The following is a 24,207-nucleotide window of genomic DNA, read 5'->3' as shown; positions in this document are numbered from 1 at the left end:
AAAAATTTCACTATTCAGGGGGTATGGAATAGTACGCACTAAGTTAAGCAGCAGTTGCTGTGGTTGCGATTTCGGCGTTGTGCCGTGAAGTTTGCTGGGGATCGAGCACAAAAGCGGAAAGAACGCAAGAGCATGTGACTGTTGTGATGAGTCTGTGGATAACGCGTGTATGTAACTAGACCTTATCCACATATCAAGAGCTTTTACCTGGTAGCTACTGAAAAAATACGGATTTTATCGCATGATCAACTGCACAACCGAGGCAGCGTAAAGCCTTGATCGACAGTGCAACCTAAGACAATAGGAAATAAAGATGAAAGCCACTTTTAGTCATGCGCCTACCCCTGTACAGCGTCCACAACATCGTGTAACAGGGGAGGAAGGCGAAAAGATTGCTGCACAGTGGTATCAAGCCAAGGGCTACGTGGTAGTGGATCGCAATGCGCAGTTTCCAACAGGAGAACTTGATTTGGTGCTTGAAGCTCCGGACGGGAGCTTTGTTTTTGTTGAAGTAAAAACTCGTACCACACCTCTTTATGGAGTAGAGGAGGCTATTACAGCTAAGAAACTCAGAAAAATGCGCAAGGCAGCATATTTATGGTTACAGGATAAAAGATGGTTGAACATTCGATTCGATGCGATTGTTATCTGTATCGCCAGAGATTCTTCTGTACAGATTACCTGTTATGAAGGGATTGATCGTGGCGCTTGCTAGAACTCTTTCCGCAGCGATCATGGGAGTGACAGGTTACGTTGTTACCGTAGAAGTAAACATAGGCCCAGGGCTTCCCGGAACGTATGTGGTGGGGCTTGCGGATGCTGCGATTGCTGAAGCACGAGACCGCATGAAAACAGCCGTGCAGAATTCAGGACTCGCGTGGCCTAAAACAAAAGTGATCGTTAGTTTGTCTCCAGCTTCGTTGAGAAAATCTGGTTCACAGGTCGATGTAGCTATGTGCATGGGCATCTTGTGCGCAGCAGATATGCGGTTGTCAGCGTTACGACGACTTGAGTCCACGATGCTACTTGGAGAAGTGGCATTAGACGGTGGTATCAGAGCTGTCCCCGGTGTAGTGCCAGCGCTGATCGCTGCGCGGGACCAAGGGATTAAAACAGCTGTTATACCAGCTAAAAACGCTGAAGAAGCGAAAGCGATAACCTGCATCTCAGATATTAAAGTCCTGGTCGCTCCTACTATTTGTGCAGTCCTTGAATGGCTAAGAGGCGCGGATAATCTGCGGGAAGTGGGGGAGAGCAGTGCTCATGGAGAAAGAAAGGCGTGTGCGATCGCGAATGGGAAAGATTTAGCAGACGTGGTTGGGCAGCCTGAGGCTAAACGTGCTGCGGAGATAGCGGCAGCGGGCGGACATAATTTGTTTATGATCGGCCCACCTGGGAGCGGAAAATCGATGATAGCGGAACGAATTCCTACGATCCTTCCCCGGCCCACCTCTGAAGAGTTGTTAGAAGCGATGGCAATACATTCAGTTGTTGGAAAAACATTTCGGAGTCTTGCCACACATGCTCCTTTTATTGCTCCGCACCACTCTGTGAGTCGGGCTGCGCTTTTGGGTGGTGGTGCCGGGAACCCGCGACCTGGGGCTGTGAGTTTTGCCCATACGGGCGTTCTTTTTCTTGATGAAGTAAGTGAAATTCCAGCTCGGGTATTGGACTGCCTCCGCACTCCTATGGAAGAAGGAGGCGTGCGACTTGTGCGAGCGCAACAAGAAATACGATTTCCTGCAAGATTTCAGCTTGTTTTGGCAGCTAATCCCTGTCGCTGTGCAGTAGAAGATCCTGCTCAGTGCAGGTGTACTTCCATGGTAAGGAGGAATTACCTTAACAATGTATCGGGTCCGTTGCGGGACCGGATCGATATTATTGTTCGCACTCAGTCAAAGGGACCGTTGCTGTCTGATGGATACGAGGAATCCAGTTCCACGATTGCTCAGCGGGTATCGGCGGCCCGAGATCGTGCGAGGTTTCGGTGGCAAAAAGCGGGGTACGGTGTTCAAACAAACGCAGCGATGAATCCACACGTGTTGCGTCGAGAATTTCCCGCGGATTCTGCGGGAATGGCACTCCTTACGGCGTATCTTGGCAACGGCAGTATAAGTCATCGAGGGGCGGACAGAGCCTTAAAAATGGCGTGGACACTCAGTGACTTAGATGGTGCAGCTAGTCCGGATCTGGGACATGTAGCACAAGCATTGGAACTACGCGATGCTCAATCATTGGGGGTCTTGGCATGAACGACCGATTGAAAGCATGGGCGTATTTATCGCGAGTGCTTGAAGGGCCGAATCGAGAGCTTCAGCGGTTGTTGAGAAAAGGGATTGACCCAGAGCGAATAGCCTACGCGTTAAAGAATCGTGAACCCTGGCTTGGTACGGCGCTTTTGAGGTCAACACAGGCTCGCTATTTGCATGATAACGCACAAGAAGATCTGAAGCGGATTTCAGATCTTGGTGGTCGGCTTATTACTGCAGAGGATGATGAATGGCCTCGGCATCTTTTTGAGAGTGCCTTTAGCTTTGCAGAATCTGGAAAGAGCGATCACAACCGTTCATATCAGGAAGATGCGGTGATGCCGCATGCGTTGTGGGTTGTGGGAAGAAACGTGTCGGAATGCACACAGCAGTCAGTTTCGGTGGTGGGAACGCGCGCAGCGAGTACATATGGGAGGGAAGCGACGAAGCTTCTGGTGGCTGGCTTAGTGGATCATCAGTATTCGATTATCTCCGGTGGTGCTCTGGGTATAGATACACAGGCGCATACAGAAGCGCTTAATAGATCCGGAACTACAGTCGTGGTAGCGGCTAGGGGGTTGGACAAGGCATATCCATCGAGCAACGCTGGGTTGTTTCGTTCCGTTATGCAAAAAGGATGCATGGTGAGTGAATATGCACCAGGCCTGTCGCCGCATCGCCACCGCTTTCTTACGCGTAACAGATTGGTAGCAGCTCTATCTCTGGGGACAGTTGCCGTAGAAGCTGCGTGGCGATCAGGTGCATTAAATACGCTGAGTTGGGCAAGTGCTTTAGGGCGCGTGGCCATGGCTGTGCCAGGCCCGATTACTACAGTTGGCTCTCTCGGATGTCATGAACGGATACGGAACCATGAGGCGGAACTAATCTGTAGCGCAGATGAGATCCGTGCCTTGATCTCTAGAATCGGTGAGGTCGACGTTAATGAGCAATATGAGATATCGTTCGCCCCTAATTCCGTGCAGAAGTTAACCCGGAATGAACTTCGAATTTATGACTCACTAGGTTCAGAAACCGAGGCGACAGAAATTATTGCTCGACGTGCTGGTGTCTCTATTGGCTTAGCCGTCCACTTATTGCTTGAGCTATCAAACAAGGGGATGGTGCGAAGAGAAGGTGCCGGTTGGCGACGCAACGTGTAATTTTTAATGACAAGTAGATGGAGTGCCGGTGGAAGTAAGCCATCGCCGTGAATAATTATCAACCTTTTTATTGTGAAGGGGTTGCATATTTTGTACATGCGGCTTAAAGTTAGTCAGGCAAGCCTAATTTAATCTCTGATCGGGTTCGGGCTGGTTCTTGATCGGAGATGCCGAGGCTGAAGGCTTTTTAGTGATCGTGATGCGGTCTTTTAACGCCAGACGTCTTCGCGCTATGGTTATGCACTATGGGTGAGTCAGATTCAAGAGCGGAGCTGCCGGAAACGGTAGTCTCCGCTCTTGTCTATGTGGGGAGAGGCTAGAACGCAATGGTCCAGATGGTGGCTCTGATAGACGATTTTATTGAGCACTTGGAACTCGTATCGGGTAGATCTCCCGCCACACTTAAAGGCTATCGCAGTGACCTTCATACTTTCGCTGGCCGGAAACCTGAGCTGAAGGATTTTACCCTGGACAACTTACGGGACTGGTTGGGGGAGGCAGTGGCGGAAGGGAAATCGCGTGCCACCCTTGCGCGCCGGGTGGCGGCTGCTAGGGCGATGAGTTCGTGGTTGCTCAAGCAAGGATATATTGAGACTGATGTGGCTGCTCGACTGATTGCTCCAAAGGTAGGGCAGCATTTGCCTAAAGTGCTGGCTGCGGGGCAAGCGGAGTCCGTGGTTGAACATCCGGCGTCGAAAAGCGAAGCGGAATTTGTGCGAGATCGAGCGGTTCTTGAGCTGTTGTATGCAACGGGGATTCGGGTATCGGAGTTATGCGGTATCGACCTTGAAGATATTGACTGGCAGCGAAAAACGGTAAAAGTACTGGGTAAAGGAGACAAGCAGCGAGTCGTTCCTTTTGGTCGGGCTGCGCACGACGCACTGGCTCAGTGGATAGAACTTGGACGGCCGGCTATGTATAAGGATAAATCTGAAGTGGCGCTGTTCTTGGGGGTTCGAGGGGGGCGGCTGGATCCGCGCCAAGTTCGGAGGCTTGTCGACGCAGCAGGTAAGGAAGCCGGAATCGCAGGATTGGGGCCCCACTCGGTGCGCCATACCGCTGCCACTCACATGCTTGATGGCGGCGCCGATCTGCGAATTGTTCAAGAATTACTTGGTCATTCGTCGTTGAGCACTACACAAATTTATACACATGTGAGTTCCCAGCGCCTCAAAGAAGCGTTTAAGCAATCGCATCCGAGGGCATGAGATTGGTTTAGTTAGGCAGTGGCTTGAGTCGGATAACGGGGGCGTCGAGAAGCGATAAGGGATTTAGATAGTCATAGTTGCCCGTAAAAGCGCCCCAGTGGAGCCCGGGATCGCCATTGGAGCTGGGTGCTAATTGTCCGATAACGTCCCCTACCTGGACATGGTCGCCTTTTCTTAAGGATGTGAACACCGGCTGGTAGGTAGTTCGTATTCCATCGGGGTGGTCGATAGATAGTGTGGGGGTTCCGGCTACGGTCCCAGAGAACGCGACTATTCCAGTTTCAGCAGCAAGTACGTTTGCTCCTATCTCTAACTCGAGGTCTACGCCGCGATGGCCGGGAAGCCAGTTGTGTTCGGGTTTTTTAAAGCCTTTGAGGACTTTTCTCGCAGACCGGTTTCCGGAAGTCGGGTCTCTATAGCTGTGTGCGACGGGAGAAGCCGAGAAGGTTGCAGTAAGGGTAGCGAAAAGAATGGTCAGTTTGACTAAAAAGGTTTTATTTTTTGCTGCAGTGCGGGTGTCTAATCGGGAAAACGTCATGGATCTGATGTTTTCCGATGTTGTTTTGAAAAACAGAATAGGGAAAGCGTGAATTGTGGAATCTGGGGCGAAAGAAGCCTTTTGTTGCTTATGGGGACGCGGGGATCGTTGTATATGTGGATAGGCGGAATATCCATTTTGTTTCCGGGAAAGAGTCAGTCTAAACTAGCTCGCTAGCAGTGTGTCCTGAGTTTGGCGTACTGACTACGCGCAGTTCTGGCGTCACTTTGCGGTGACAGCGAAACAACGTGGTCCCATGCTTCTTGCTTTAAAGAAGCTCCGGGTGTTGCTTTTCGTTTCAGTTCTGCTAGGACACGGGGAAAACCCGTGAAAATATGACAACCACGATTTTTAGAGAAAGGAAGCACTCATGGCAGTTGTAACCATGCGAGAGCTTCTCGACGCTGGTGTCCACTTCGGTCACCAGACCCGCCGTTGGAACCCGAAGATGCGTCGTTTCATCTTCACCGACCGTAACGGCATCTACATCATTGACTTGCAGCAGACCCTGACCTTCATCAACGAGGCTTACGAGTTTGTTAAAGAGACCGTTGCTCACGGCGGCACCATCCTTTATGTTGGTACCAAGAAGCAGGCTCAGGAGTCTGTGAAGAACGAAGCTGAGCGCGTTGGTATGCCTTACGTGAACCACCGCTGGCTCGGCGGTATGCTGACCAACTTCCAGACTGTCTCCAAGCGTCTGCACCGCATGAAAGAACTGCAGGCTATGGATGCTGCAGAGAACGGCTACGATGGCCGTACCAAGAAGGAAGTTCTCATGCTTACCCGTGAGCGCACCAAGCTTGAGCGCGTTCTTGGCGGTATTGCAGACATGAACAAGATTCCTTCTGCAATGTGGGTCATTGACACCAACAAGGAGCACATTGCTGTTTCTGAGGCTCACAAGCTGAACATCCCTGTTGTTGCAATCCTTGACACCAACTGTGATCCGGATGTTGTTAACTTCCCGGTCCCAGGTAACGATGATGCTATCCGCTCCATCGACGTCCTGACCCGTGTTATCTCCAGCGCTGTTATTGAAGGTAAGAAGGCTCGTGAAGAGCGCGCTCTTGCTGCAGCAAAGGAAGCTGCCGGTGACGCAAACAAGACTGAGGTTGCCGCCAAAGTAGAAGCAACTGAAGAAGTTGCAGCAAAGGTTGAGGCACCTGCAGAGGTCGCAGCTGAGGCTGAGGCTAAGTAAAACTTCTTTTGCACCCACCGCTTTGGCGGTGGGTGGCATAGCTGCGAGCCCCCAGCTCCAGAGCAAGGAAGCCAAAATAATTGAAGTTGGCTTTTGAGGCTCGGGGTGGGGGCTCCTTGTGGTTTTATCTTTCCTTATTTGCGAAGCATTTGGGAAAGAGCCACTGAGACTTGAGGCCTTAGGGTCATTGTGATGAAAAGTGTGACGTCTTTCTGCATAAAGTGCGAGAGTCAGATACGCTAAACATCGAAAATCTTCAGAATTTTTCCTACATGAGGAGGATCGCCCCGATAATGGCGAACTACACTGCTGCAGACGTAAAGAAGCTCCGCGAGATCACCGGTTCCGGCATGCTTGACTGCAAGAAGGCTTTGGAAGAGACCAATGGCGATTTTGACAAAGCTGTTGAGGTTCTTCGTATTAAGGGTGCTAAGGACGTCGGAAAGCGTGCTGAGCGCAACGCTACCGAGGGCCTGATTGCTGTTTCCGGCAACACCATGGTCGAGATCAACTCTGAGACCGACTTTGTTGCTAAGAACGCTGAGTTCAAGGAGTTTGCTCAGAAGGTTGCAGACGCTGCTGCTGCTGTGAAGGCTAACTCTGCTGAAGAACTTGCTGCTGCTGACGTTGACGGAAAGTCTGCTGCTGACGCTATCCAGGAGCTCTCCGCAAAGATCGGTGAGAAGCTGGAACTTCGTCGCGCAGCGACCTTGGAAGCTGAGAACCTCTCTGTTTACTTGCACCAGCGTTCTGCTGACCTTCCCCCAGCTGTGGGCGTTATGGTTGCATACACCGGTGAAGGCGATGCCGCTAAGCAGGCTGCACATGCCGCTGCTATGCAGGTTGCTGCACTGAAGGCTGCATACCTGACCCGTGAGGACGTGCCTGCTGAGGTTGTGGAGAAGGAACGCTCCATTGCTGAGCAGATCACTCGTGAAGAAGGAAAGCCTGAGCAGGCTATCCCGAAGATCGTTGAGGGCCGTCTCAATGGTTTCTACAAGGATGTCTGCCTTGTAGAGCAGGCTTCTGTTGCAGATAGCAAGAAGACTGTTAAGCAGGTCATGGATGAGGCTGGCGTTACCCTGACCGGTTTCGTTCGTTACGAGGTCGGCCAGCACTAGTCGACTGCTAGGTTTTGCCTAGTTTGTAGAAAGGCTCCTCCTAACGCGGACTACTTCTAGAATCGGACTGAGTTATCAGATCCCACTTTAGAAGTAACGCGTAGGAGGAGCCTTTGTGCTTTTAACGAGGCTTGGCGTATGCCTGCTGCAGATGCAAGGCCTATTCGGAGTGGGATGCTTTGTTGGAAGGTATATGCGGGTAGAATTCTTTTCGATTCGTATTCCGTTGTGTCGTGCCTTTGACTAAGGGACTGAAGCAGCGCAGGCTTTACGCGGGGATGGGCGGTTTATTATGCCCTAATAACCTATGTAAATGTCTTGAAATGCGGACTATCGTGCCAAAAAGAGAGCAAAATATGGCTCGGGCTACGTCAAGTGCCTGAGAGTCGGAGAGGTTTACTGCAATGGCTGAAGGTGCCACCAACTCGCGGACCGGATACAAACGAGTGATGCTGAAGCTTGGCGGTGAAATGTTTGGCGGTGGTTCCGTTGGTATCGACCCCGATGTTGTACAAAATGTTGCTCGTCAAATCGCTAGTGTTGCTCGGAATGGTGCAGAAATAGCCGTTGTTATTGGTGGCGGAAACTTCTTCCGTGGTGCACAGCTTCAGCAGCGTGGTCTAGATCGTAACCGTTCCGACTACATGGGAATGCTCGGAACTGTCATGAACTGCCTAGCTTTGCAAGATTTCCTTGAACAAGAGGGTATCGACTGCCGTGTACAGACTGCCATCAACATGGCACAGGTAGCGGAGCCATACCTGCCTCTTCGTGCCAAGCGTCATCTAGAAAAAGGGCGTGTGGTTATCTTTGGAGCAGGGATGGGTATGCCGTATTTCTCTACAGATACGACGGCAGCGCAACGCGCTCTGGAGATCGATTGTGAAGTACTTCTCATGGCAAAGGCCGTGGATGGTGTATACAGCGATGATCCCCGCACCAATCCTGAAGCAGAGCTATTCAACGACATCACTCCTCGTGAAGTAATTGAAAAAGGCTTGAAAGTCGCAGATGCGACGGCCTTTAGTCTGTGCATGGACAATGATATGCCGATTTTGGTGTTCAATCTTCTTACAGAAGGCAATATCGCGCGTGCGGTGGCGGGGGACCAAATCGGAACCTTGGTCAAGTCCTGATAGATTAAGTACCTATTGAACTACCGAGTTTTTCCGAAATAGAAATACTTGTGGAAATGGGCATCTGCGTTGGTTCTCATAACCCATGCGACGCTTCATCACACGTGGTCTTTTACAAAGAGGGATTTTTATGATCGACGATATTTTGCTCGAATCTGAAGAGCACATGGGCACGACAGTCGAAAGGACGAGGGACGACCTCGTTAATATCCGTACTGGTCGTGCAAACCCAGCAATGTTCAACGGAGTCATCGCCGATTATTACGGCGTTCCGACACCGATCACGCAGATGGCAACAATTTCTGTGCCTGAAGCTCGTATGCTTTTGATCAAGCCTTATGAGATGTCGATGATGGGTGAAATCGAAAACGCTATTCGGAATTCAGACCTCGGCGTAAATCCCACAAACGATGGACAGGTCCTGCGCGTCACAGTTCCTCAGCTCACTGAGGAACGTCGTAAAGAGATGGTGAAAGTTGCCAAATCTAAGGGCGAAGACGGAAAGATCGCGATCCGTAACGTCCGCCGCAAGGGCATGGATCAGCTGAAAAAGATCCAGAAAGATGGCGATGCTGGTGAAGACGAAGTTCAAGCAGCCGAAAAGGAATTAGACAAGATCACCGCCAAGTACGTGGCTCAGGTTGATGAGGTTGTTTCTAAAAAAGAAGCAGAGTTAATGGAGGTCTAGGACTCCTCAGCCCGCGGCGTGATGAGGACATTAGTTACGCCGAGGAAAATCCTTATGTAGAGGGCATTCGCTATACGCGTGTGCCCTCCGCGTCTTGTTGACTTTAAGGATTGAAACCTTACATTGAGCGATAAGCATGACGCTTATGCTTCACCGATTCACTCCCTCGGAGGACCTGCCAAAATGAATGATGCCATTAAAGGATTTGAGCATCTTCCAAAGCCTAAAAATTCTGCTGGGCGAGATCTCAAAGCTGCCATTAGCATTGGTGCGGGTCTGGGAGGGGTGGTTTTATTAGCCATCTTTGTAATTCCGCATGCTTGGTACCCATTAGTCGCGCTTGCGATAGCTCTTGCTACTGCTGAGGTACACGCAAGGTTGAGCGAAGCAGGTTATTTAGTACAACGGTGGGTTCTTATCATCGGTGGACAGGTCATGCTGTGGCTTAGTTGGCCCTTTGGCACGCGGGGTCTTGTGGCTGGTTTTGTGGCTGCTGTATTGGTGACCATGTTCAGCAGACTTTTCCATCATGGTCCGCATATGCCGCCGAAAAATTATTTACGAGATACTGCAATGGCGATCTTCGTATTGACCTGGGTACCGCTTTTTGGCAGTTTTGCGGCTATGCTTTCGCAGTTCCAAAACGATGTGGCTCCTGGAGCGTATTTCATCGTAACCTTTATGCTGTGCGTGGTCGCTTCCGATGTTGGTGGCTATGTGGCTGGCGTGATGTTTGGAGCCCACCCGATGGCTCCCGCAGTGAGTCCAAAGAAATCATGGGAAGGTTTCGCAGGCTCAGTTATTTTCGGAATGACTGTTGGCGTGCTGAGCGTATATTTCCTCCTGGATTACACCTGGTGGTGGGGCTTGATTCTGGGATTCGGACTGGTTATCTGTGCAACTTTGGGCGATCTTGTAGAGTCACAATTCAAACGAGAATTAGGCATCAAAGATATGTCCTCTATGCTGCCGGGGCACGGAGGTCTTATGGATAGACTCGACGGAATGCTGCCTTCTGCGATGGTTACGTGGTTGGTTTTGAGCTTTATCTCTTCCGTTTAGGTTGATGTGCTTTAAAAGGAAAGACGGGGCGCTGCTCATAATGAGCAGCGCCCCGTCTTTTTAGGACTACTGATGCTTGGTAATCTGACGTCGCAGTTGGAACATTCGTACTCCACCGACTAGGGCCATAATCAATGCCCCGGTAATGGATGCGAGGAGGAAACCAACGCCTACCGGAACGGAAAATTCCCATACAAACATGTGGAGAGCTACTTTTTCTTGATTCTGCAAAATAAATATAAGCAGAAGGATCAGCAATAGGGCACCGATGATGAGGGCAACCCAGGTTCCTCCAGCGAATGTCTTTTTCACTGTTTGTTTGTTAGCTGGGGCAGAAGAGTTCCCAATGGTGTCTTGCGTTGGAACGCTTAGTTCTGTAGAAGTACGGAGTGCTTCATCGGATTCATTGCTTGAACCTGAGGCGACAGAGGGGAATGGCATATCAGAGCCAGGCTCAGGTGAAGAAGAATCATGGAAGGCATCTTTGTTACGCATGCTTCCTATTCAACGTGATGAGGGTCCTGATATCCAATAAGAGGCGATAACAATGCGGATACAATTTTCTTGATAACGGACTGCAGCGCGTCAGAGAGGGGGTTGTTACGATGCCGTTCCATATTTTAAGGCGTGACGTGACATGATGGTACTGATGACTACGCCCAATGACCCCACTCAGCCTGTTGAAAGCCCTGTAGAAGCAGCCGCACCAAGCGCTCCGGGGACCCGGAGCACTTCGACGCCGGTGAAACTGAATTTTTCCCAGCCACGCAGGAGTATGCCACCGAAGCATTTCGCGGATTATTCGGTGGAAGAACGCATTAGTGCGTTGAACGAATTGGGGCTACCTAAGTTTCGGGCAAATCAGATTGCTCGGCACTATTATGGTCGCCTTGAAGCAGATCCTCGCACGATGACAGATTTGCCTGCGGCTGCACGCGTGAAAGTCCAAGAGAAGCTATTCCCAACCCTGATGACGCCGGTTCGTGCTATCGAAACGGATGCAGGGGAAACTCAAAAGACGCTGTGGAAACTCCATGATGGGACTTTGCTTGAATCGGTTTTAATGCGATACCCCAACCGTGCGACGTTGTGCATTTCTTCTCAAGCAGGTTGCGGTATGGCATGTCCGTTCTGCGCTACCGGACAAGGCGGATTGGATCGTAACCTGTCTACTGCAGAGATCGTGGACCAAGTGCGTGCGGCATCGGCGACGATGACTGCTGAAGGCGGTCGGTTATCCAATATCGTTTTTATGGGTATGGGCGAGCCATTGGCTAACTATAAGCGAGTAGTATCTGCGGTTCGCCAGATTACCTCTCCCGTTCCTGAGGGCTTTGGTATCTCGCAGCGTAATGTGACTGTCTCTACAGTGGGGTTGGCACCAGCGATAAGAAAACTTGCAGAGGAAGATCTCTCAGTCACCCTCGCTGTTTCCCTGCATACCCCAGACGATGAACTACGGGACACGCTGGTTCCTACCAACAATCGTTGGGAAGTTGCAGAGGTATTGGATGCCGCACGATATTATGCTGATCGCTCGGGCCGGCGCGTGTCTATTGAATACGCCCTTATTCGTGATGTCAACGATCAACCATGGCGCGCAGACATGCTCGGAAAAAAGTTGCATAAAGCTTTAGGCTCGCTTGTTCACGTGAATCTCATACCGCTGAATCCCACGCCTGGTTCTGAATGGGACGCCTCGCCGAAGGATCGTCAAGATGAGTTTGTCCGACGCGTCATCGCTCAGGGAGTGCCATGTACTGTTCGAGACACCCGCGGACAAGAGATCGCAGCAGCGTGTGGTCAGTTGGCAGCAGAAGAACGTTGATTTTGCGCTAAGACCAGGGGAGGGGCGTCGACAAGCTTTCTTTCCCCTGTATAAAACAAAACGATCCTGCCTTGTTGTCTTAAGGGCAGGATCGTTTTGTTAGTAAGTCTTTTAAGCTTCTGGGATGGAGCGCAGGTGACGAACACGCTCAGGCTCGATGTTGAGAGCGCGTAGCTGGGAGTCGCTGAGTTTTGCGTACTCGCCGGTGCAGGTTGCCTGCTCGTAGGTCCAGTCCTTCTCTTTGTAGCCGAGTGGCTGGTTGTGCGCGGTAAGGGTGCGCACCTGCGTGCCTTGAGGCTTAACCAGTAAGTAGATCAGGCCGGCCGCAATCACAATTGCGAATGTAAACAAGAAGATGGTTTCTACGTGTCCCTGGTGATTACCAAAGTTGTAGCCGAGGAGGAAGATTACTGAAATCCAACCCGAAATCTGGATTGCTCGCATTCCAATGCTGTGCCAACCCCAAGCAGCAGAAGGCTCGTCCAAAGTGGACACGCCATGATGAATCTCAGGGGCGATTTCGTGGGAACCAGCCACGTTGTTCTCCTTGTCTCAAAGCACTGCGTCATCTCGGCAAGCTCTATTGAGCTTAAGTGGGTGTTGCAGAGTGGGTACACGTAAAGATTTACCGCTTATTTTTGCACATTCCACTGGCTAAAGCGATTTTGTCGGAGGATTTTGGATACGGAGAAGTTGCGGAGAAGTAGCGCACAAAGCCTGTAGTAAGACATGACCGGGGCACTAGGCATCGAGCCATGATTATTTTAGATATTTCTTCGTCCAAAAGTTGGTGCCCATTAGGGGGTGATGTGATGAAAAATATCGATGTTTGCAACCCCACCTTTTTGGTGCCTGTACCACTGATTTTGGTAAAAAACGGCCGGACTGTAGTGATGGCTCTGTGCGTTTTACAGTCCGCGATAAAGACGAAACTGATTACAGGGAGGAACTTTAACGCCCTCGGGTACCGCCGCGACAAGCTTTTGGTAAGCCTCGGGTACAAGAGCTGGTTACGAGGAGAGATTAAACAGAAAAGACGATAAACGAATAGAAAGGGATAAACACAGATTCTAAAATGCTGCGATAATGGCTGAGTGAGCAAGCGAATTTTAATTTTAGGCAGCACTGGTTCTATCGGCACTCAAGCCCTCGACGTTATTGAAGCGAATCCGGAGCGGTTTCAGGTCGTTGGAATTGCGGCAGGGGGGCGTGATCCACGCACCGTGATAGCGCAGGCAAAGGCTTTGGACCTCCCGCCCCACGCCGTTGCCGTCGCTGATCCCCAGGCGGCGCACACTGTCTCTGTTGCTCTTGGCGGTCAGGTTCTGGGTGGGGAAGATGCCGCTGAAAAGCTTGTTCAAAGCATTGAAGCTGACACTGTTTTGAATGGCTTGGTGGGATCGCTGGGGCTCTCGGCAACACTAGCCACCATTGAGAGCGGGGAAACTCTTGCATTAGCTAATAAAGAATCGTTGGTGGCTGGCGGGAGATTCGTTACTAATAAGGCGCGTCCCGGACAGATTGTCCCTGTGGATTCCGAACACTCAGCGATGGCGCAGTGCTTACGTTCTGGTACGCGCTCCGAGGTTGCGCGGTTTGTCCTGACGGCTTCAGGCGGGCCGTTTCGGGGATGGACTAGGCAGCAGATGTGGGATGTGACTCCGCAACAAGCAGCAGCCCATCCCACATGGTCGATGGGGCAAATGAATACATTGAATTCGGCGACCTTGATAAATAAGGGGTTGGAATTAATAGAGGCAACATTGCTTTTCGACGTTCCTGCGGACCGCATTGACGTTACGGTACATCCACAGTCAATCGTGCATTCCATGATTACTTTTTCGGATGGTGCGACTATCGCCCAAGCGTCTCCGCCTTCTATGAAGCTGCCAATTTCTCATGCTCTGGATTGGCCTGCACGTGTTCCGGGTGCGCAGCCTAGTCTTGATTTTTCTTCTGCAAGTTCTTGGGATTTTATGCCGGTGGACGATCAAGCTTTTCCTGCTATTCGCCTCGCGCGTGAAGTCGCACTCGCTGGGGGAACCTATCCGGCTGTCTATAACGCTGCTAATGAAGAAGCCGCTGCAGCTTTTCTCGGTGGAAGGATTCGCTTCCCGCATATCGTGGATACTGTTGAAGAAATTGTTCAGCATGCATCTGATTTTGCAGGAGAACCACATTCTGTCGATGAGATTTTGGCACATGAGAAAGAAGCCCGACGCCGTGCAAATCTATTTGTGGATAAACTAGCTCAGAAATAGTTGAGAGTATTCGTTGCTATACTCAGCTTTTCTTCAAATAAGGAGTTTTAGTTAGTGCTGTCTTATTTTATTGGTGTTGTCGCGTTTGCAGTCGGTATTGCTGTCACCATCGCATTGCATGAGTGGGGACACTATACTGCGGCACGGGCATGCGGGATGCGGGTTCGCCGTTACTTTATTGGCTTTGGTCCTAGGATTTTTTCCTTTAAGCGAGGTCACACGGAGTACGGCTTTAAAGCTGTGCCCTTGGGCGGATTCTGCGATATCGCGGGGATGACCAACCAAGATCCGGTAACACCAGAAGAAGCTCCGCACTCAATGATGCATAAGCCCTGGTGGCAACGCATAATAGTGTTGCTCGGCGGCATTTTGATGAATATCTTGGTGGCTTTGATTGTTCTGTACGGGGTCGCGATTACTGCGGGGTTGCCCAATAATCATGTGGATACCACCGCCACAGTGGGAGAGACCTCATGCGTAGCCCCTAAGCAGATTGATGCTGCAACATTAGCTCCCTGCAGTGGTGCTGGTCCGGCGGCCGAGGCTGGTTTGAAACAAGGCGACAGGATTGTTGCTATTGATGGACAAGCCATGCGCTCATTTGTCACGGTCAGAGAATATGTCCAGGATAAAGCGGGAAAGACCATAGCCGTTACCGTGGATCGAGACGGATCGCAGCTCACGCTTAATGTTCCGGTGGCACGTGCTTTGCGGTTAAACGCCAAGGGTGAAGAAGTCTCCGTCGGCGCGATCGGTGTATCAAGTGCACCTTTGAAAGATGTAGTTCTCCAGTACAACGCAATTTCGGCGGTGGGAGGAACGCTGAGCTATGCCGGTGATCTTCTTGGGGCTACGGTTAAAGGTCTTGCCTCGTTCCCTGCGAAAATACCAGGTGTTGCGGCCTCGATCCTTGGAGGACAGCGCGACCAAGAGAGCCCGGTCAGCGTTGTTGGTGCCTCGCGCATTGGCGGCGAGTTGGCACAGAAGTCCCTGTGGAGCATGTTCTTCTTGATGCTGGCTAGCTTGAACCTTTTCCTCGCGCTGTTTAACCTGATCCCGCTTCCACCGCTTGATGGCGGGCACATTGCGGTCGTGATCTATGAGAAGCTTCGCGACGCCCTCCGCAAGGCTCGCGGCCTAGAACCTGCAGGTCCAGCAGATTACGCTAAGCTCATTCCATTAACCGTTGGCGTCGCCGCGCTCCTCATGGGTGTAGGAGCCCTGGTGATCATCGCTGATGTGGTTAATCCAATCAAACTATTCGGATGATACGACCACGTTGGCTTCGGCTGGATGAGATTTATGAAAACCGTGAGAAGCCATCTGATAGCGCTTATGCACCGTGCTGGATGAGCACGGTGCTAGAATTTGGATTCATCTGATTTATCCCATTGCGATGGGGATAGCCCCATTTCTGTACAAGGAGCATGCTTAGTGTCAACCATCACTGGACAACCGATTGGTCTTGGCCTTCCGGATGCGCCGCCACCAGTATTGGCTCCGCGGCGTAAGACACGCCAGATCATGGTTGGAAACGTAGGGGTCGGATCTGACTACCCTGTATCTGTCCAATCGATGACAACGACTAAAACGCATGATGTCAATGCGACTCTTCAACAAATTGCGCAGCTGACAGCCAGCGGCTGCGACATCATCCGCGTGGCGTGTCCTAAGACTGTCGATGCTGAGGCACTGCCGATTATTGCTAAAAAGTCTCCCATTCCTGTGATTGCGGATATTCATTTCCAACCGAAGTACATCTTTGCCGCTATCGATGCTGGATGCGCCGCAGTGCGTGTGAATCCAGGAAATATCAAAGAATTTGATGGGCGGGTAAAAGAAGTAGCTAAGGCCGCCGGCGACGCAGGGATTCCCATCCGCATTGGTGTCAACGCTGGTTCCTTAGATAAACGTCTTTTGGAAAAATATGGCAAAGCCACCCCGGAAGCCCTCGTAGAATCCGCGCTATGGGAAGCCGGATTGTTTGAGGACTGTGGCTTTGGTGATATCGCAATTTCCGTAAAACACAATGACCCCGTGGTGATGGTTGAGGCTTACCGTCAGCTAGCTGCTCAGAGTGATTACCCGCTGCACCTTGGTGTGACAGAGGCAGGCCCTGCTTTCCAGGGCACAATTAAGTCTGCTGTGGCTTTTGGTGCGCTTCTATCGGAAGGTATTGGCGACACTATCCGGGTCTCGTTGTCAGCAGATCCCGTGGAAGAAATTAAGGTGGGCGATCAAATTTTGCAGTCGCTCAACCTGCGCGAACGTGGCTTGGAAATCGTTTCATGTCCTTCCTGTGGGCGCGCACAAGTTGACGTGTACACCTTGGCAGAGGAAGTCACCGCGGCATTGGACGGAATGGACATTCCGCTACGCGTTGCCGTTATGGGATGCGTAGTCAACGGCCCTGGAGAAGCCCGCGATGCGGACTTGGGTGTTGCTTCCGGCAATGGCAAAGGCCAGATCTTTGTTCGAGGCGAGGTAATCAAGACCGTCCCTGAGTCACAGATCGTGGAGACCTTGATCGAAGAAGCGATGCGTTTGGCAGAAGCTGAAGGGCTAGAAATCAAGGAAGGTGCTGGCCCACAGGTGAAAGTAACCCGTTAAAAACGACAAAACTCCCCGTCGTCATACGCCTGGAAAGTGAGGTATACGACTACGGGGAGTTTTCTCATGTGGTTTTAGAGGACATCGTAGTTTTCCACTACAAACATAGTGGTGTCGCAGATAAAGTGTGCTCACTAAATGTTAGCCTTACGCCCATGAGCATGCCCACTAATTCAACTCTGAAAACTATGGTCTCACTGGGGATCTCAGTGTGTTTGTTTTCTGGAACATTGGTGGCATGCACGCCCAAGCCTGCATTAGCAGATCCAACTGCCAAAGCGTTCCTGGCGGACCTCGCAGACTCCAACTTCAGTGCTGCAGGTGCTCGCACTGATAACTCCGAAAAAGTAAGTTCGGTCCTGGAATCCTCGTGGAAAGGTCTTCAAGCAGAAAGATTACGTGCAGAGATCACGTCGGTGGATACAAAAGACACAATTGCGACGGCTAAATACACCATGACATGGGATTTACCGCGTGATAGGACTTTTAGCTATGAAACATCTATGACGCTTAATCGAATAAACGGAGAATGGAAAATCCGTTGGCAGCCCTCTGCTTTGCACCCTCGTCTAGGCGCGAATCAGCACCTGGAGTTGCGGGCGATTAATGCTGAACGCGCGAGCGTGGTTTCTTCCGACGGTGCGGAAATTTTGGTGCCGGGGATTAAATACCGTCTGCTTATCGACGCCACCAGCGTGACAGATAAAGATACGGTTGCACGCACAGTTGCGGCCCACTTGCAGTCAGCGCGAAGCCATGACGAAACAATCCCTGAGATCAAAGCCAATGAGCTTGCAGACAATCTCAAGGCAGCAAAAGGGCGCTACTCGGTTGCGTTGCTGAGTCAGCAAACGGGAGAGGCCCTGCAAGGGCAGCTTATTGGTATTAATGGGGTGACGCTGAATAAAGAAGCGGCGTTGGTTAATAAAGACCCGCGTTTTGCCCCAGACATCATCAAGCGAGTTTCAAATATTGTTGATAGCCAGCTGGAAGGCGACAATGGCTGGACTGTGTCCTCGGTGACGGCTGACGGTGCGGCCTTGGAAAATATTGAATATCACGCCCCAAAGGTAGCTCCCGCAGTCAAAATCAGCATTGATCAAAAAGTGCAGCAGGCCGCAGAATCTGCCGTGAATTTGCGAAAAGACATGAAGACTATGATCGTTGCGATTCGTCCTTCTAGCGGGGAGATTCTAGCCGTTGCACAGACCCCCAAAGCAGATGAGGAGGGCGATCTTGCTCTCAACGGTCAATTCCCTCCGGGATCGACGTTTAAGGTGGTCACGGCTTCTGCCGGTATACAAGACCAAGGGCTAAATTCTGGAAGCATCGTTCCGTGCCCAGGAACGATGAATATCTACGGGCGAACGGTGACTAACTATAATGCTTTTTCGTTGGGAAATGTCCCTTTACAAAAAGCCTTCGCACGATCGTGCAACACTACTTTTGCTAATATCTCTGAAAAATTAGCGCAGGGGCATCTGAAACACATCGGAAGCCAATTTGGAATTGGTGTGGATTATGACATTCCTGGTTTGAATACTCTCACTGGTTCGATCCCAGAAGGAGAGACCCCGCTTGATCGCACCGAGGCTGGGTATGGACAGGGAAAGGTTTTGGTCTCTCCGTTTGGCATGGCATTGATGTCTGCTACCGCTGCGGCCGGAAAAACGCCGACTCCCACGTTGATCTCCGGGCGAGAAACAAAAATGGATAAGCATCCTGAGGCACTGCGGCCGGAGACTATTGATCAACTTCGTTCCTTAATGGGGGCAGTGACCAAGCCAGGTGGAACTGCTGCTGGTATGAGTGCCGGCGGGGAGATCTTTGGAAAGACTGGTGAAGCAGAAATTAATGGAGGCTCTCATGCCTGGTTCACAGGGTATCGAGGAGACCTAGCCTTTGCCACCCTCGTTGTCTTGGGTGGCGGTTCTGAGGCCTCCGTCGCAATAACCGATAATTTTCTGAGGAATCTCGATGAGCTTAACGCTCATTGATCAGGCTGGAAGGGTCAAGATTGTGGGGTAATGGGAGGCGTCGGCAAGCTTAAGCGCTGAAAGGGATAGCATGGGAAACATGTCTTATAATCGTAAACCCCTTGTTCCCGGAAAACAGAGTCCTACGCGTGAGGTTCCAGCGCACATCGATCGTCCTGAATATGTGTGGAAAGATACTGTTCAAGAGGCTATTGGAGAGCCTTTTGTCCAGACTCCTGAAACAATTGAAGCTATGCGCGAGGCCTCCAAGATCGCGGCTAATGCTCTACACGTGGCGGGGGCTGCTGTAGCCCCAGGGGTGACTACCGATGAGCTTGATCGCATTGCACATGAGTATATGTGCGATCATGGCGCCTACCCGTCCTGCTTGGGGTACCGCCATTTTCCTAAATCGGTGTGTGTGAGCCTTAATGAGATCGTCTGCCATGGAATCCCGGATTCCACAGTCATTCAAGATGGCGACATCGTTAATATTGACGTCACCGCATACAAAAATGGGGTGCATGGCGATACCAACGCAACGTTCCTTGCTGGCAACGTGTCAGAAGAACATCGATTGCTTGTCGAACGCACCAAAGAAGCAACGCTTCGCGGGATTCGCGCTGCAAAACCTGGCCGTGAGATCAACGTGATCGGCAGAGTCATCGAGTCTTATGCTAAACGATTTGGTTATAACGTGGTTACTGATTTCACAGGACACGGGATCGGAACCACTTTCCATAATGGGCTTGTAGTTTTGCACTATGATTCTGATGTTTACCAGGACGTATTAGAACCCGGCATGACGCTAACGGTGGAACCCATGCTTAATCTGGGAGGCCTCGATTATCGTATTTGGGAGGACGATTGGACTGTACAAAACACCGATTTCAAGTTCAGTGCGCAGTTCGAACACACTTTAGTTATTACTGAAGATGGTAATGAGATTCTTACTGTCCCGGATGCTGATCTGGAAGTTCACTAGTTTCCCATAACAGTTATTCTGAGTGCTGTCTTGCTTATCGGTTGTTACCTTTTGGGGTTTATATGAAGTCGTTTCTCATCGCTGGTTGCACATCGGATGCCGGAAAATCTGTAGTGGTGGCTGGCCTGTGTCGCGCTTTTGCACGGCGTGGTATTAAAGTGGCTCCATTTAAAGCCCAGAACATGTCTAATAACTCGGCGGTGACACCCGATGGTGGCGAGATAGGTCGGGCTCAGGCACTGCAAGCGTTTGCGTGTGGGCTTGTCCCCAGCACGGCTTTCAATCCTATTTTGTTAAAACCAGGCTCAGATCGGACCTCACAGCTTGTGGTGAATGGCAAAGCCACCGGCAACGTGAGTGCTCGCAGTTATATTGAGCATCGCACTCATCTCAAAGCCGTAGCTGCAGAAGCGCTTCATGCTTTGCAGTCCGAGTATGAGGTGGTGATTTGTGAGGGAGCAGGATCGCCTGCGGAGACAAACCTCAGGGATACGGACGTCGCAAATTTTGGGTTGGCCGAGGCCTGCGATCTTCCGGTGTATCTGGTGGGGGATATAGATCGTGGAGGCGTCCTAGCTCATTTTTTTGGCACTCATCAGATCGTGTCCGAGCAGGATCGTGCGAGGATCGCAGGGTTTGTTGTTAATAAATTCCGGGGAGATCAAACGATCCTCGAACCAGGGCTGGCTGATCTAGAGAAACGACTCGGGGTTCCTACCGTTGCTGTTTTACCCTTTATCGAGGGACTGTGGATAGACGCGGAAGATTCGCTCCAATCCCACATAGGAGCTACAGTTGGGCCCACTGCTCCAGCTCTTGGCACACAGCGTTTACGGGTAGCGGCGGTGCGGCTTCCCCGTGTGTCCAACGCTACCGACGTAGAAGCTTTGGCATGCGAACCTGGGGTGACTGTTACATGGACTGTTGATCCTGACCAAGTACATGAGGCAGACCTGGTAGTACTTCCTGGTTCCAAAGCAACGGTGAGCGATCTGGAGTGGTTAAAGCGCACCGGTATCGCAGAAGCTATGAAAGAACGCGCCAACCGAGGGGCTCCAATTGTGGGAATCTGTGGTGGCTTTCAAATGATGTGCGCAAGCATTGATGACCCAGTGGAGTCAGGAACGCAACAGCCAGTAGCAGGCTTGGGGATCTTTGATATTGATATAGCTTTCCATCCAGAGAAGACCTTGATACGGCACGATCATGGGGGCTATGAAGTTCATCATGGCCGAGTCGTACGCTCTACCGAGGATCCGTGGATAGGGGAGGAAGGCGCGGTTAGGGGCGCAAGCTTTGGCACGCATAGGCACGGATATCTCGAATCGGATCCTGCACGTAGAGAATTTCTACAACGCATCATCAAGCTGTCTGGACGAAGAGGTTTTGTTCTTGATCCTCGAACGTCCTTTCAAAGCGAGCGCGAGAGACAGCTCGATCTGCTAGCAGATAGCATCGAGGCTCATTGGGACATTGATGCTTTAATCCGTGATCTTTCTAGTGGCGTTGTTTCATGAGGTACTAGTTATGCAGCTCGGATTTCTTGGTGGGAGTCTGCGGTTTCGTCCGTAGTTACTCCGCGAGATGCTGAAACATTCACAGTGGGAAGGTATGCGGCAGTTTTGTTTTCTACTCGAACAGAATGACTAGGCAACAGCATGGCCGACATGATGCTAAGAAGGCAGCAACCAGCATAACTTAGCGTGAGGACATTCGCGTTGAGTGCTATCCCGGTGACGATGTGTATGCAGAAAAGAAGCTGTATTACACCTAAAACGGCTGCTGCGGTAACCAACAAGAGAACGGAAACATTACGTAAAGACGTGCGTAAGAGCCACACTATCGACGCAATAAGAGCCGTCATGGTAAACAACACCAACGTCAAGGATAAGAACGCTGGGTGTTCGGAGGACGTAGAAAATTTTCCAGAAATAGAAAGCCATGCGTTGATCAGCGGCAAGAGCACTACGACTGTTGAGACCCAGCGTAATCGGGGCGGGAAGAAAAATAGGCTGCCGATAAAGATTGCTAACCCAGCGGAAGGCATTGCGATGGTGACCAAGATGATGTTGAGGTGCGCATACAAGGCACTAGGAAAAACGCGGGAAAAAGCGATCAACATTCCTGTTGTCAAAATGACAAAGCTGGGGACAGCGATAAGAAAAGAAGACAGGAAGCGCTGTGTTTTTCTGGAAAATGAGTGCCTTATTGTGCGGGGAACACCTGGGGCATTGACGAGGGCAACAAGCGCAGCAGCAGCCCCCGTTGCCATGCTCATGGCCAATACGATTGCTGTGATACGGCTATCGCGCATGGTTGCAGAAGCGAGCGTAGCTAGAGCAATACAAATGGCAGTGGACATGCTGACGACGGCACACCGAAGCCTACGAACTTGAACAGTAGACCAGCGCGACGGAGTCTGATTGTGCAGAATAGCGGCCTTTCGGTCGTATAAGCTCATATACCCTCGTGATCCATTGGTATTTCGGTATGACATTCCTTAATGAAAATGGCGCTAAGACCATGCTTCCATTGAGCCGCAGAAAGATGAAAGACTGCATCGGAAGATGAAAACGTCGACAAGCTTTCTGTGGAGTGTGTCTCATAGATTACGCTTTTGAGCTGAAATGTGGGCGAGCGCACGCCGAGGGCGAATGCAAAATATGGGAGAAAACAATAAAAGTCGCACGTGACCAAAGCGGTAGCACCTGCGACTTTTAGATTAATCCTCTGCGGAAATTCTAAGAGAAATCAAGACCTAGGAGAGCATTTTCCGTTAATTCCGGAAGCGCTGGGTGGATCCAGTACTGCTTGGTAGCAACGTCACGGACGTCGAGCTTAAAAGCCATAACAGTAATGAGCTGTTGTACCAGTGTAGAAGCCTGGGGTCCGATAAAGTGCGCCCCTAGTAGTAGCCCGGTGTCTTTGTCTGCGATGAGTTTTACAAAGTGCTCGGTATCTTCCATCGCCCAACCATAGGCAACATCGCCATAGTTCTGGACCTTGACTGTGATGTTGTATCCGGCAGCGTGAGCTTCATCTTCTGTTAAACCAACTGTGCCGATCTGCGGATGAGTAAAGACCGCGGCAGGAACATTCTCATGAGGCATAGGCTGGAGATCTTCTGGATGAAGGAGATTGTGTTTTACTGCCCGCATTTCAGCATTGGCCACGTGCTTAAGTAGGTATGGGGAAGACACATCGCCCAAAGCCCAGACATCGGGAGCTGTTGTACGTCCGTACTGATCAACCTTGATGCGGCGCCCATCCATTTCTACGCCAGCTTTGTCCAGATCCATGAGGTCGCCATTGGGGATTCGGCCGGTGGCTACCAGGAAGACCTCGCCTTGTGCGGTGGATCCATCGTCCAGGGTGAGGGTAACCACGCCATCGTTTTCCGTGATGGAATCGATGGTGCGTCCTAGCCTGCAATCTAGTTTTTCCTTGGTGATCTCAGTAAAGCGATCAGAAATATCGGAATCGAGCTGGCGTAGGAGCTTCTCGGACCGGTTTACCACGGTAACTTTTACGCCGAGAGCGTCAAAGACATGGGCAAACTCCATAGCGATGTAGCCGCCGCCCATAACCACCATGGATTCAGGGAGAGACTCTAAGCGCATGATGTTCTCGTTGGTGTAATAGCGCACACCTGAATCAATGACTTTTTGATCGATAAACGGGCGAGAACCGGTAGCGATGACAATACGATCACCAGAAATGATAGCTTCTTCAGAGCCCTGACCGGTGCGTATGGTTTTGGGGGCTATGAATGACGCATGCTGGTCGTAGACATCGATGTTGGGGGTCTTGGGGCCGCGCCGATATTCTTCGCCAGAGGCAGATATAGGATCGATGCGGTCGCGGAAAACTCGGTTGACAATAGATGGCCAATCCACATCGGATACCTCGGCTGAGATGCCGTAGCGTTCAGACTCGCGTACCGCTAAAGCGATCTCAGAAGCGTACACAAACATTTTGGTTGGTATGCAGCCAACATTGAGGCATGTTCCACCAAAGGCGCCTTTTTCTACTATCGCAATGGACTTATCGTGAAACTCGGGGCCCGGAATGGAATTTCCAGATCCCGTTCCGATAACGATCAAGTCGTAGTGTTTGTGGGCCTGCTCGCTCAAGGAATACTCGCTTTCTTTAAAAGTGGCGCATGGAATGATGCACTAAGGACT

Annotated in this window: 21 protein-coding genes; 16 read left to right on the top strand and 5 right to left on the bottom strand. The window is 51.0% G+C overall.

The window, feature by feature from the left end:
- Positions 1 to 313 precede the first annotated feature (313 nt).
- The 4 genes from CKV68_RS02430 (at position 314) to CKV68_RS02415 (ending at position 4,617) form a co-directional block, all read left to right on the top strand.
- The gene (locus CKV68_RS02430) at positions 314 to 715 is read left to right on the top strand and encodes a YraN family protein (RefSeq protein ID WP_095075533.1); all 402 of its coding nucleotides are present in this window, start codon (positions 314 to 316) and stop codon (positions 713 to 715) included.
- Complete coding sequence (locus CKV68_RS02425) at positions 702 to 2,252, top strand: YifB family Mg chelatase-like AAA ATPase (RefSeq protein ID WP_095075532.1); 1,551 nt, start codon at positions 702 to 704, stop codon at positions 2,250 to 2,252. The genes CKV68_RS02430 and CKV68_RS02425 overlap by 14 nt, the downstream gene beginning before the upstream one ends.
- Complete coding sequence (dprA, locus tag CKV68_RS02420; RefSeq protein ID WP_095075531.1) at positions 2,249 to 3,409, top strand: DNA-processing protein DprA; 1,161 nt, start codon at positions 2,249 to 2,251, stop codon at positions 3,407 to 3,409. The genes CKV68_RS02425 and dprA overlap by 4 nt, the downstream gene beginning before the upstream one ends.
- A gap of 326 nt (positions 3,410 to 3,735) precedes the next feature.
- A complete protein-coding gene (locus CKV68_RS02415) occupies positions 3,736 to 4,617 on the top strand; it encodes a tyrosine recombinase XerC (RefSeq protein WP_095075530.1) in 882 nt (293 codons plus the stop codon).
- Positions 4,618 to 4,624: 7 nt separating this feature from the next.
- Here CKV68_RS02415 and CKV68_RS02410 read toward each other — a convergent pair whose 3' ends face one another.
- Positions 4,625 to 5,155, bottom strand: a complete 531-nt coding sequence (locus tag CKV68_RS02410) for a M23 family metallopeptidase (RefSeq protein WP_095075529.1) — start codon at positions 5,153 to 5,155, stop codon at positions 4,625 to 4,627.
- 370 nt (positions 5,156 to 5,525) lie between these two features.
- Here CKV68_RS02410 and rpsB point away from each other — a divergent pair, with 370 nt between their 5' ends.
- From rpsB to CKV68_RS02385, 5 genes are all read left to right on the top strand, one after another.
- Positions 5,526 to 6,356, top strand: coding sequence for a 30S ribosomal protein S2 (gene rpsB, locus CKV68_RS02405; RefSeq protein ID WP_013242169.1), 831 nt, complete (start codon positions 5,526 to 5,528; stop codon positions 6,354 to 6,356).
- A 293-nt stretch (positions 6,357 to 6,649) separates the two neighbouring features.
- Entirely contained in the window at positions 6,650 to 7,477 is an 828-nt protein-coding gene (gene tsf, locus CKV68_RS02400) for a translation elongation factor Ts (protein ID WP_013242168.1), read from the top strand.
- Positions 7,478 to 7,881: 404 nt separating this feature from the next.
- A complete protein-coding gene (pyrH, locus tag CKV68_RS02395; RefSeq protein ID WP_013911776.1) occupies positions 7,882 to 8,613 on the top strand; it encodes a UMP kinase in 732 nt (243 codons plus the stop codon).
- Positions 8,614 to 8,743: 130 nt separating this feature from the next.
- A complete protein-coding gene (gene frr / locus CKV68_RS02390; protein ID WP_013242166.1) occupies positions 8,744 to 9,301 on the top strand; it encodes a ribosome recycling factor in 558 nt (185 codons plus the stop codon).
- 183 nt (positions 9,302 to 9,484) lie between these two features.
- Entirely contained in the window at positions 9,485 to 10,363 is an 879-nt protein-coding gene (locus CKV68_RS02385) for a phosphatidate cytidylyltransferase (RefSeq protein WP_013911775.1), read from the top strand.
- 66 nt (positions 10,364 to 10,429) lie between these two features.
- On the opposite strand, the gene CKV68_RS02380 is transcribed toward CKV68_RS02385, so the two are convergent.
- Positions 10,430 to 10,858 carry a LapA family protein gene (locus CKV68_RS02380; RefSeq protein ID WP_013911774.1) on the bottom strand — a complete coding sequence of 143 codons (429 nt, stop codon included), beginning with the start codon at positions 10,856 to 10,858 and terminating at the stop codon, positions 10,430 to 10,432.
- A gap of 280 nt (positions 10,859 to 11,138) precedes the next feature.
- Here CKV68_RS02380 and rlmN point away from each other — a divergent pair, with 280 nt between their 5' ends.
- Entirely contained in the window at positions 11,139 to 12,191 is a 1,053-nt protein-coding gene (gene rlmN, locus CKV68_RS02375) for a dual-specificity RNA methyltransferase RlmN (protein ID WP_032803003.1), read from the top strand.
- Positions 12,192 to 12,302: 111 nt separating this feature from the next.
- On the opposite strand, the gene CKV68_RS02370 is transcribed toward rlmN, so the two are convergent.
- The gene (locus tag CKV68_RS02370) at positions 12,303 to 12,728 is read right to left on the bottom strand and encodes a DUF2631 domain-containing protein (RefSeq protein WP_013911772.1); all 426 of its coding nucleotides are present in this window, start codon (positions 12,726 to 12,728) and stop codon (positions 12,303 to 12,305) included.
- A gap of 557 nt (positions 12,729 to 13,285) precedes the next feature.
- On the opposite strand from CKV68_RS02370, the gene dxr reads away from it, so the two are divergent.
- The 6 genes from dxr to CKV68_RS02335 all read left to right on the top strand — a co-directional run bounded on the left by dxr (position 13,286) and on the right by CKV68_RS02335 (position 21,540).
- The gene (gene dxr / locus CKV68_RS02360) at positions 13,286 to 14,452 is read left to right on the top strand and encodes a 1-deoxy-D-xylulose-5-phosphate reductoisomerase (RefSeq protein ID WP_013911771.1); all 1,167 of its coding nucleotides are present in this window, start codon (positions 13,286 to 13,288) and stop codon (positions 14,450 to 14,452) included.
- Between the two features lie 54 nt (positions 14,453 to 14,506).
- Positions 14,507 to 15,721, top strand: coding sequence for a M50 family metallopeptidase (locus CKV68_RS02355; protein ID WP_095075526.1), 1,215 nt, complete (start codon positions 14,507 to 14,509; stop codon positions 15,719 to 15,721).
- Positions 15,722 to 15,886: 165 nt separating this feature from the next.
- Positions 15,887 to 17,062: a flavodoxin-dependent (E)-4-hydroxy-3-methylbut-2-enyl-diphosphate synthase gene (gene ispG / locus CKV68_RS02350; protein ID WP_013911769.1), complete on the top strand. Its 1,176-nt coding sequence runs from the start codon at positions 15,887 to 15,889 to the stop codon at positions 17,060 to 17,062.
- Positions 17,063 to 17,217: 155 nt separating this feature from the next.
- A complete protein-coding gene (locus CKV68_RS02345; protein ID WP_095075525.1) occupies positions 17,218 to 19,059 on the top strand; it encodes a penicillin-binding transpeptidase domain-containing protein in 1,842 nt (613 codons plus the stop codon).
- A gap of 70 nt (positions 19,060 to 19,129) precedes the next feature.
- On the top strand, positions 19,130 to 20,023 hold the full coding sequence (map, locus tag CKV68_RS02340) for a type I methionyl aminopeptidase (RefSeq protein ID WP_014525942.1): 894 nt from the start codon (positions 19,130 to 19,132) through the stop codon (positions 20,021 to 20,023).
- A 62-nt stretch (positions 20,024 to 20,085) separates the two neighbouring features.
- Positions 20,086 to 21,540 (top strand): cobyric acid synthase, encoded by a 1,455-nt coding sequence (locus CKV68_RS02335; RefSeq protein ID WP_095075524.1) that lies wholly within the window; start codon positions 20,086 to 20,088, stop codon positions 21,538 to 21,540.
- 8 nt (positions 21,541 to 21,548) lie between these two features.
- Here CKV68_RS02335 and CKV68_RS02330 read toward each other — a convergent pair whose 3' ends face one another.
- Positions 21,549 to 22,484 carry a hypothetical protein gene (locus CKV68_RS02330; RefSeq protein ID WP_095075523.1) on the bottom strand — a complete coding sequence of 312 codons (936 nt, stop codon included), beginning with the start codon at positions 22,482 to 22,484 and terminating at the stop codon, positions 21,549 to 21,551.
- A gap of 280 nt (positions 22,485 to 22,764) precedes the next feature.
- Positions 22,765 to 24,156, bottom strand: a complete 1,392-nt coding sequence (gene mtr, locus CKV68_RS02325; RefSeq protein ID WP_013911764.1) for a mycothione reductase — start codon at positions 24,154 to 24,156, stop codon at positions 22,765 to 22,767.
- Between the last annotated feature and the right edge of the window lie 51 nt (positions 24,157 to 24,207).

It is taken from the genome of Corynebacterium ulcerans (assembly GCF_900187135.1).
In the GTDB taxonomy this organism is placed as follows: domain Bacteria; phylum Actinomycetota; class Actinomycetes; order Mycobacteriales; family Mycobacteriaceae; genus Corynebacterium; species Corynebacterium ulcerans.
Note: the sequence above shows the minus strand (reverse complement) of the source record. Positions and strands in the feature narration are given on the sequence as shown.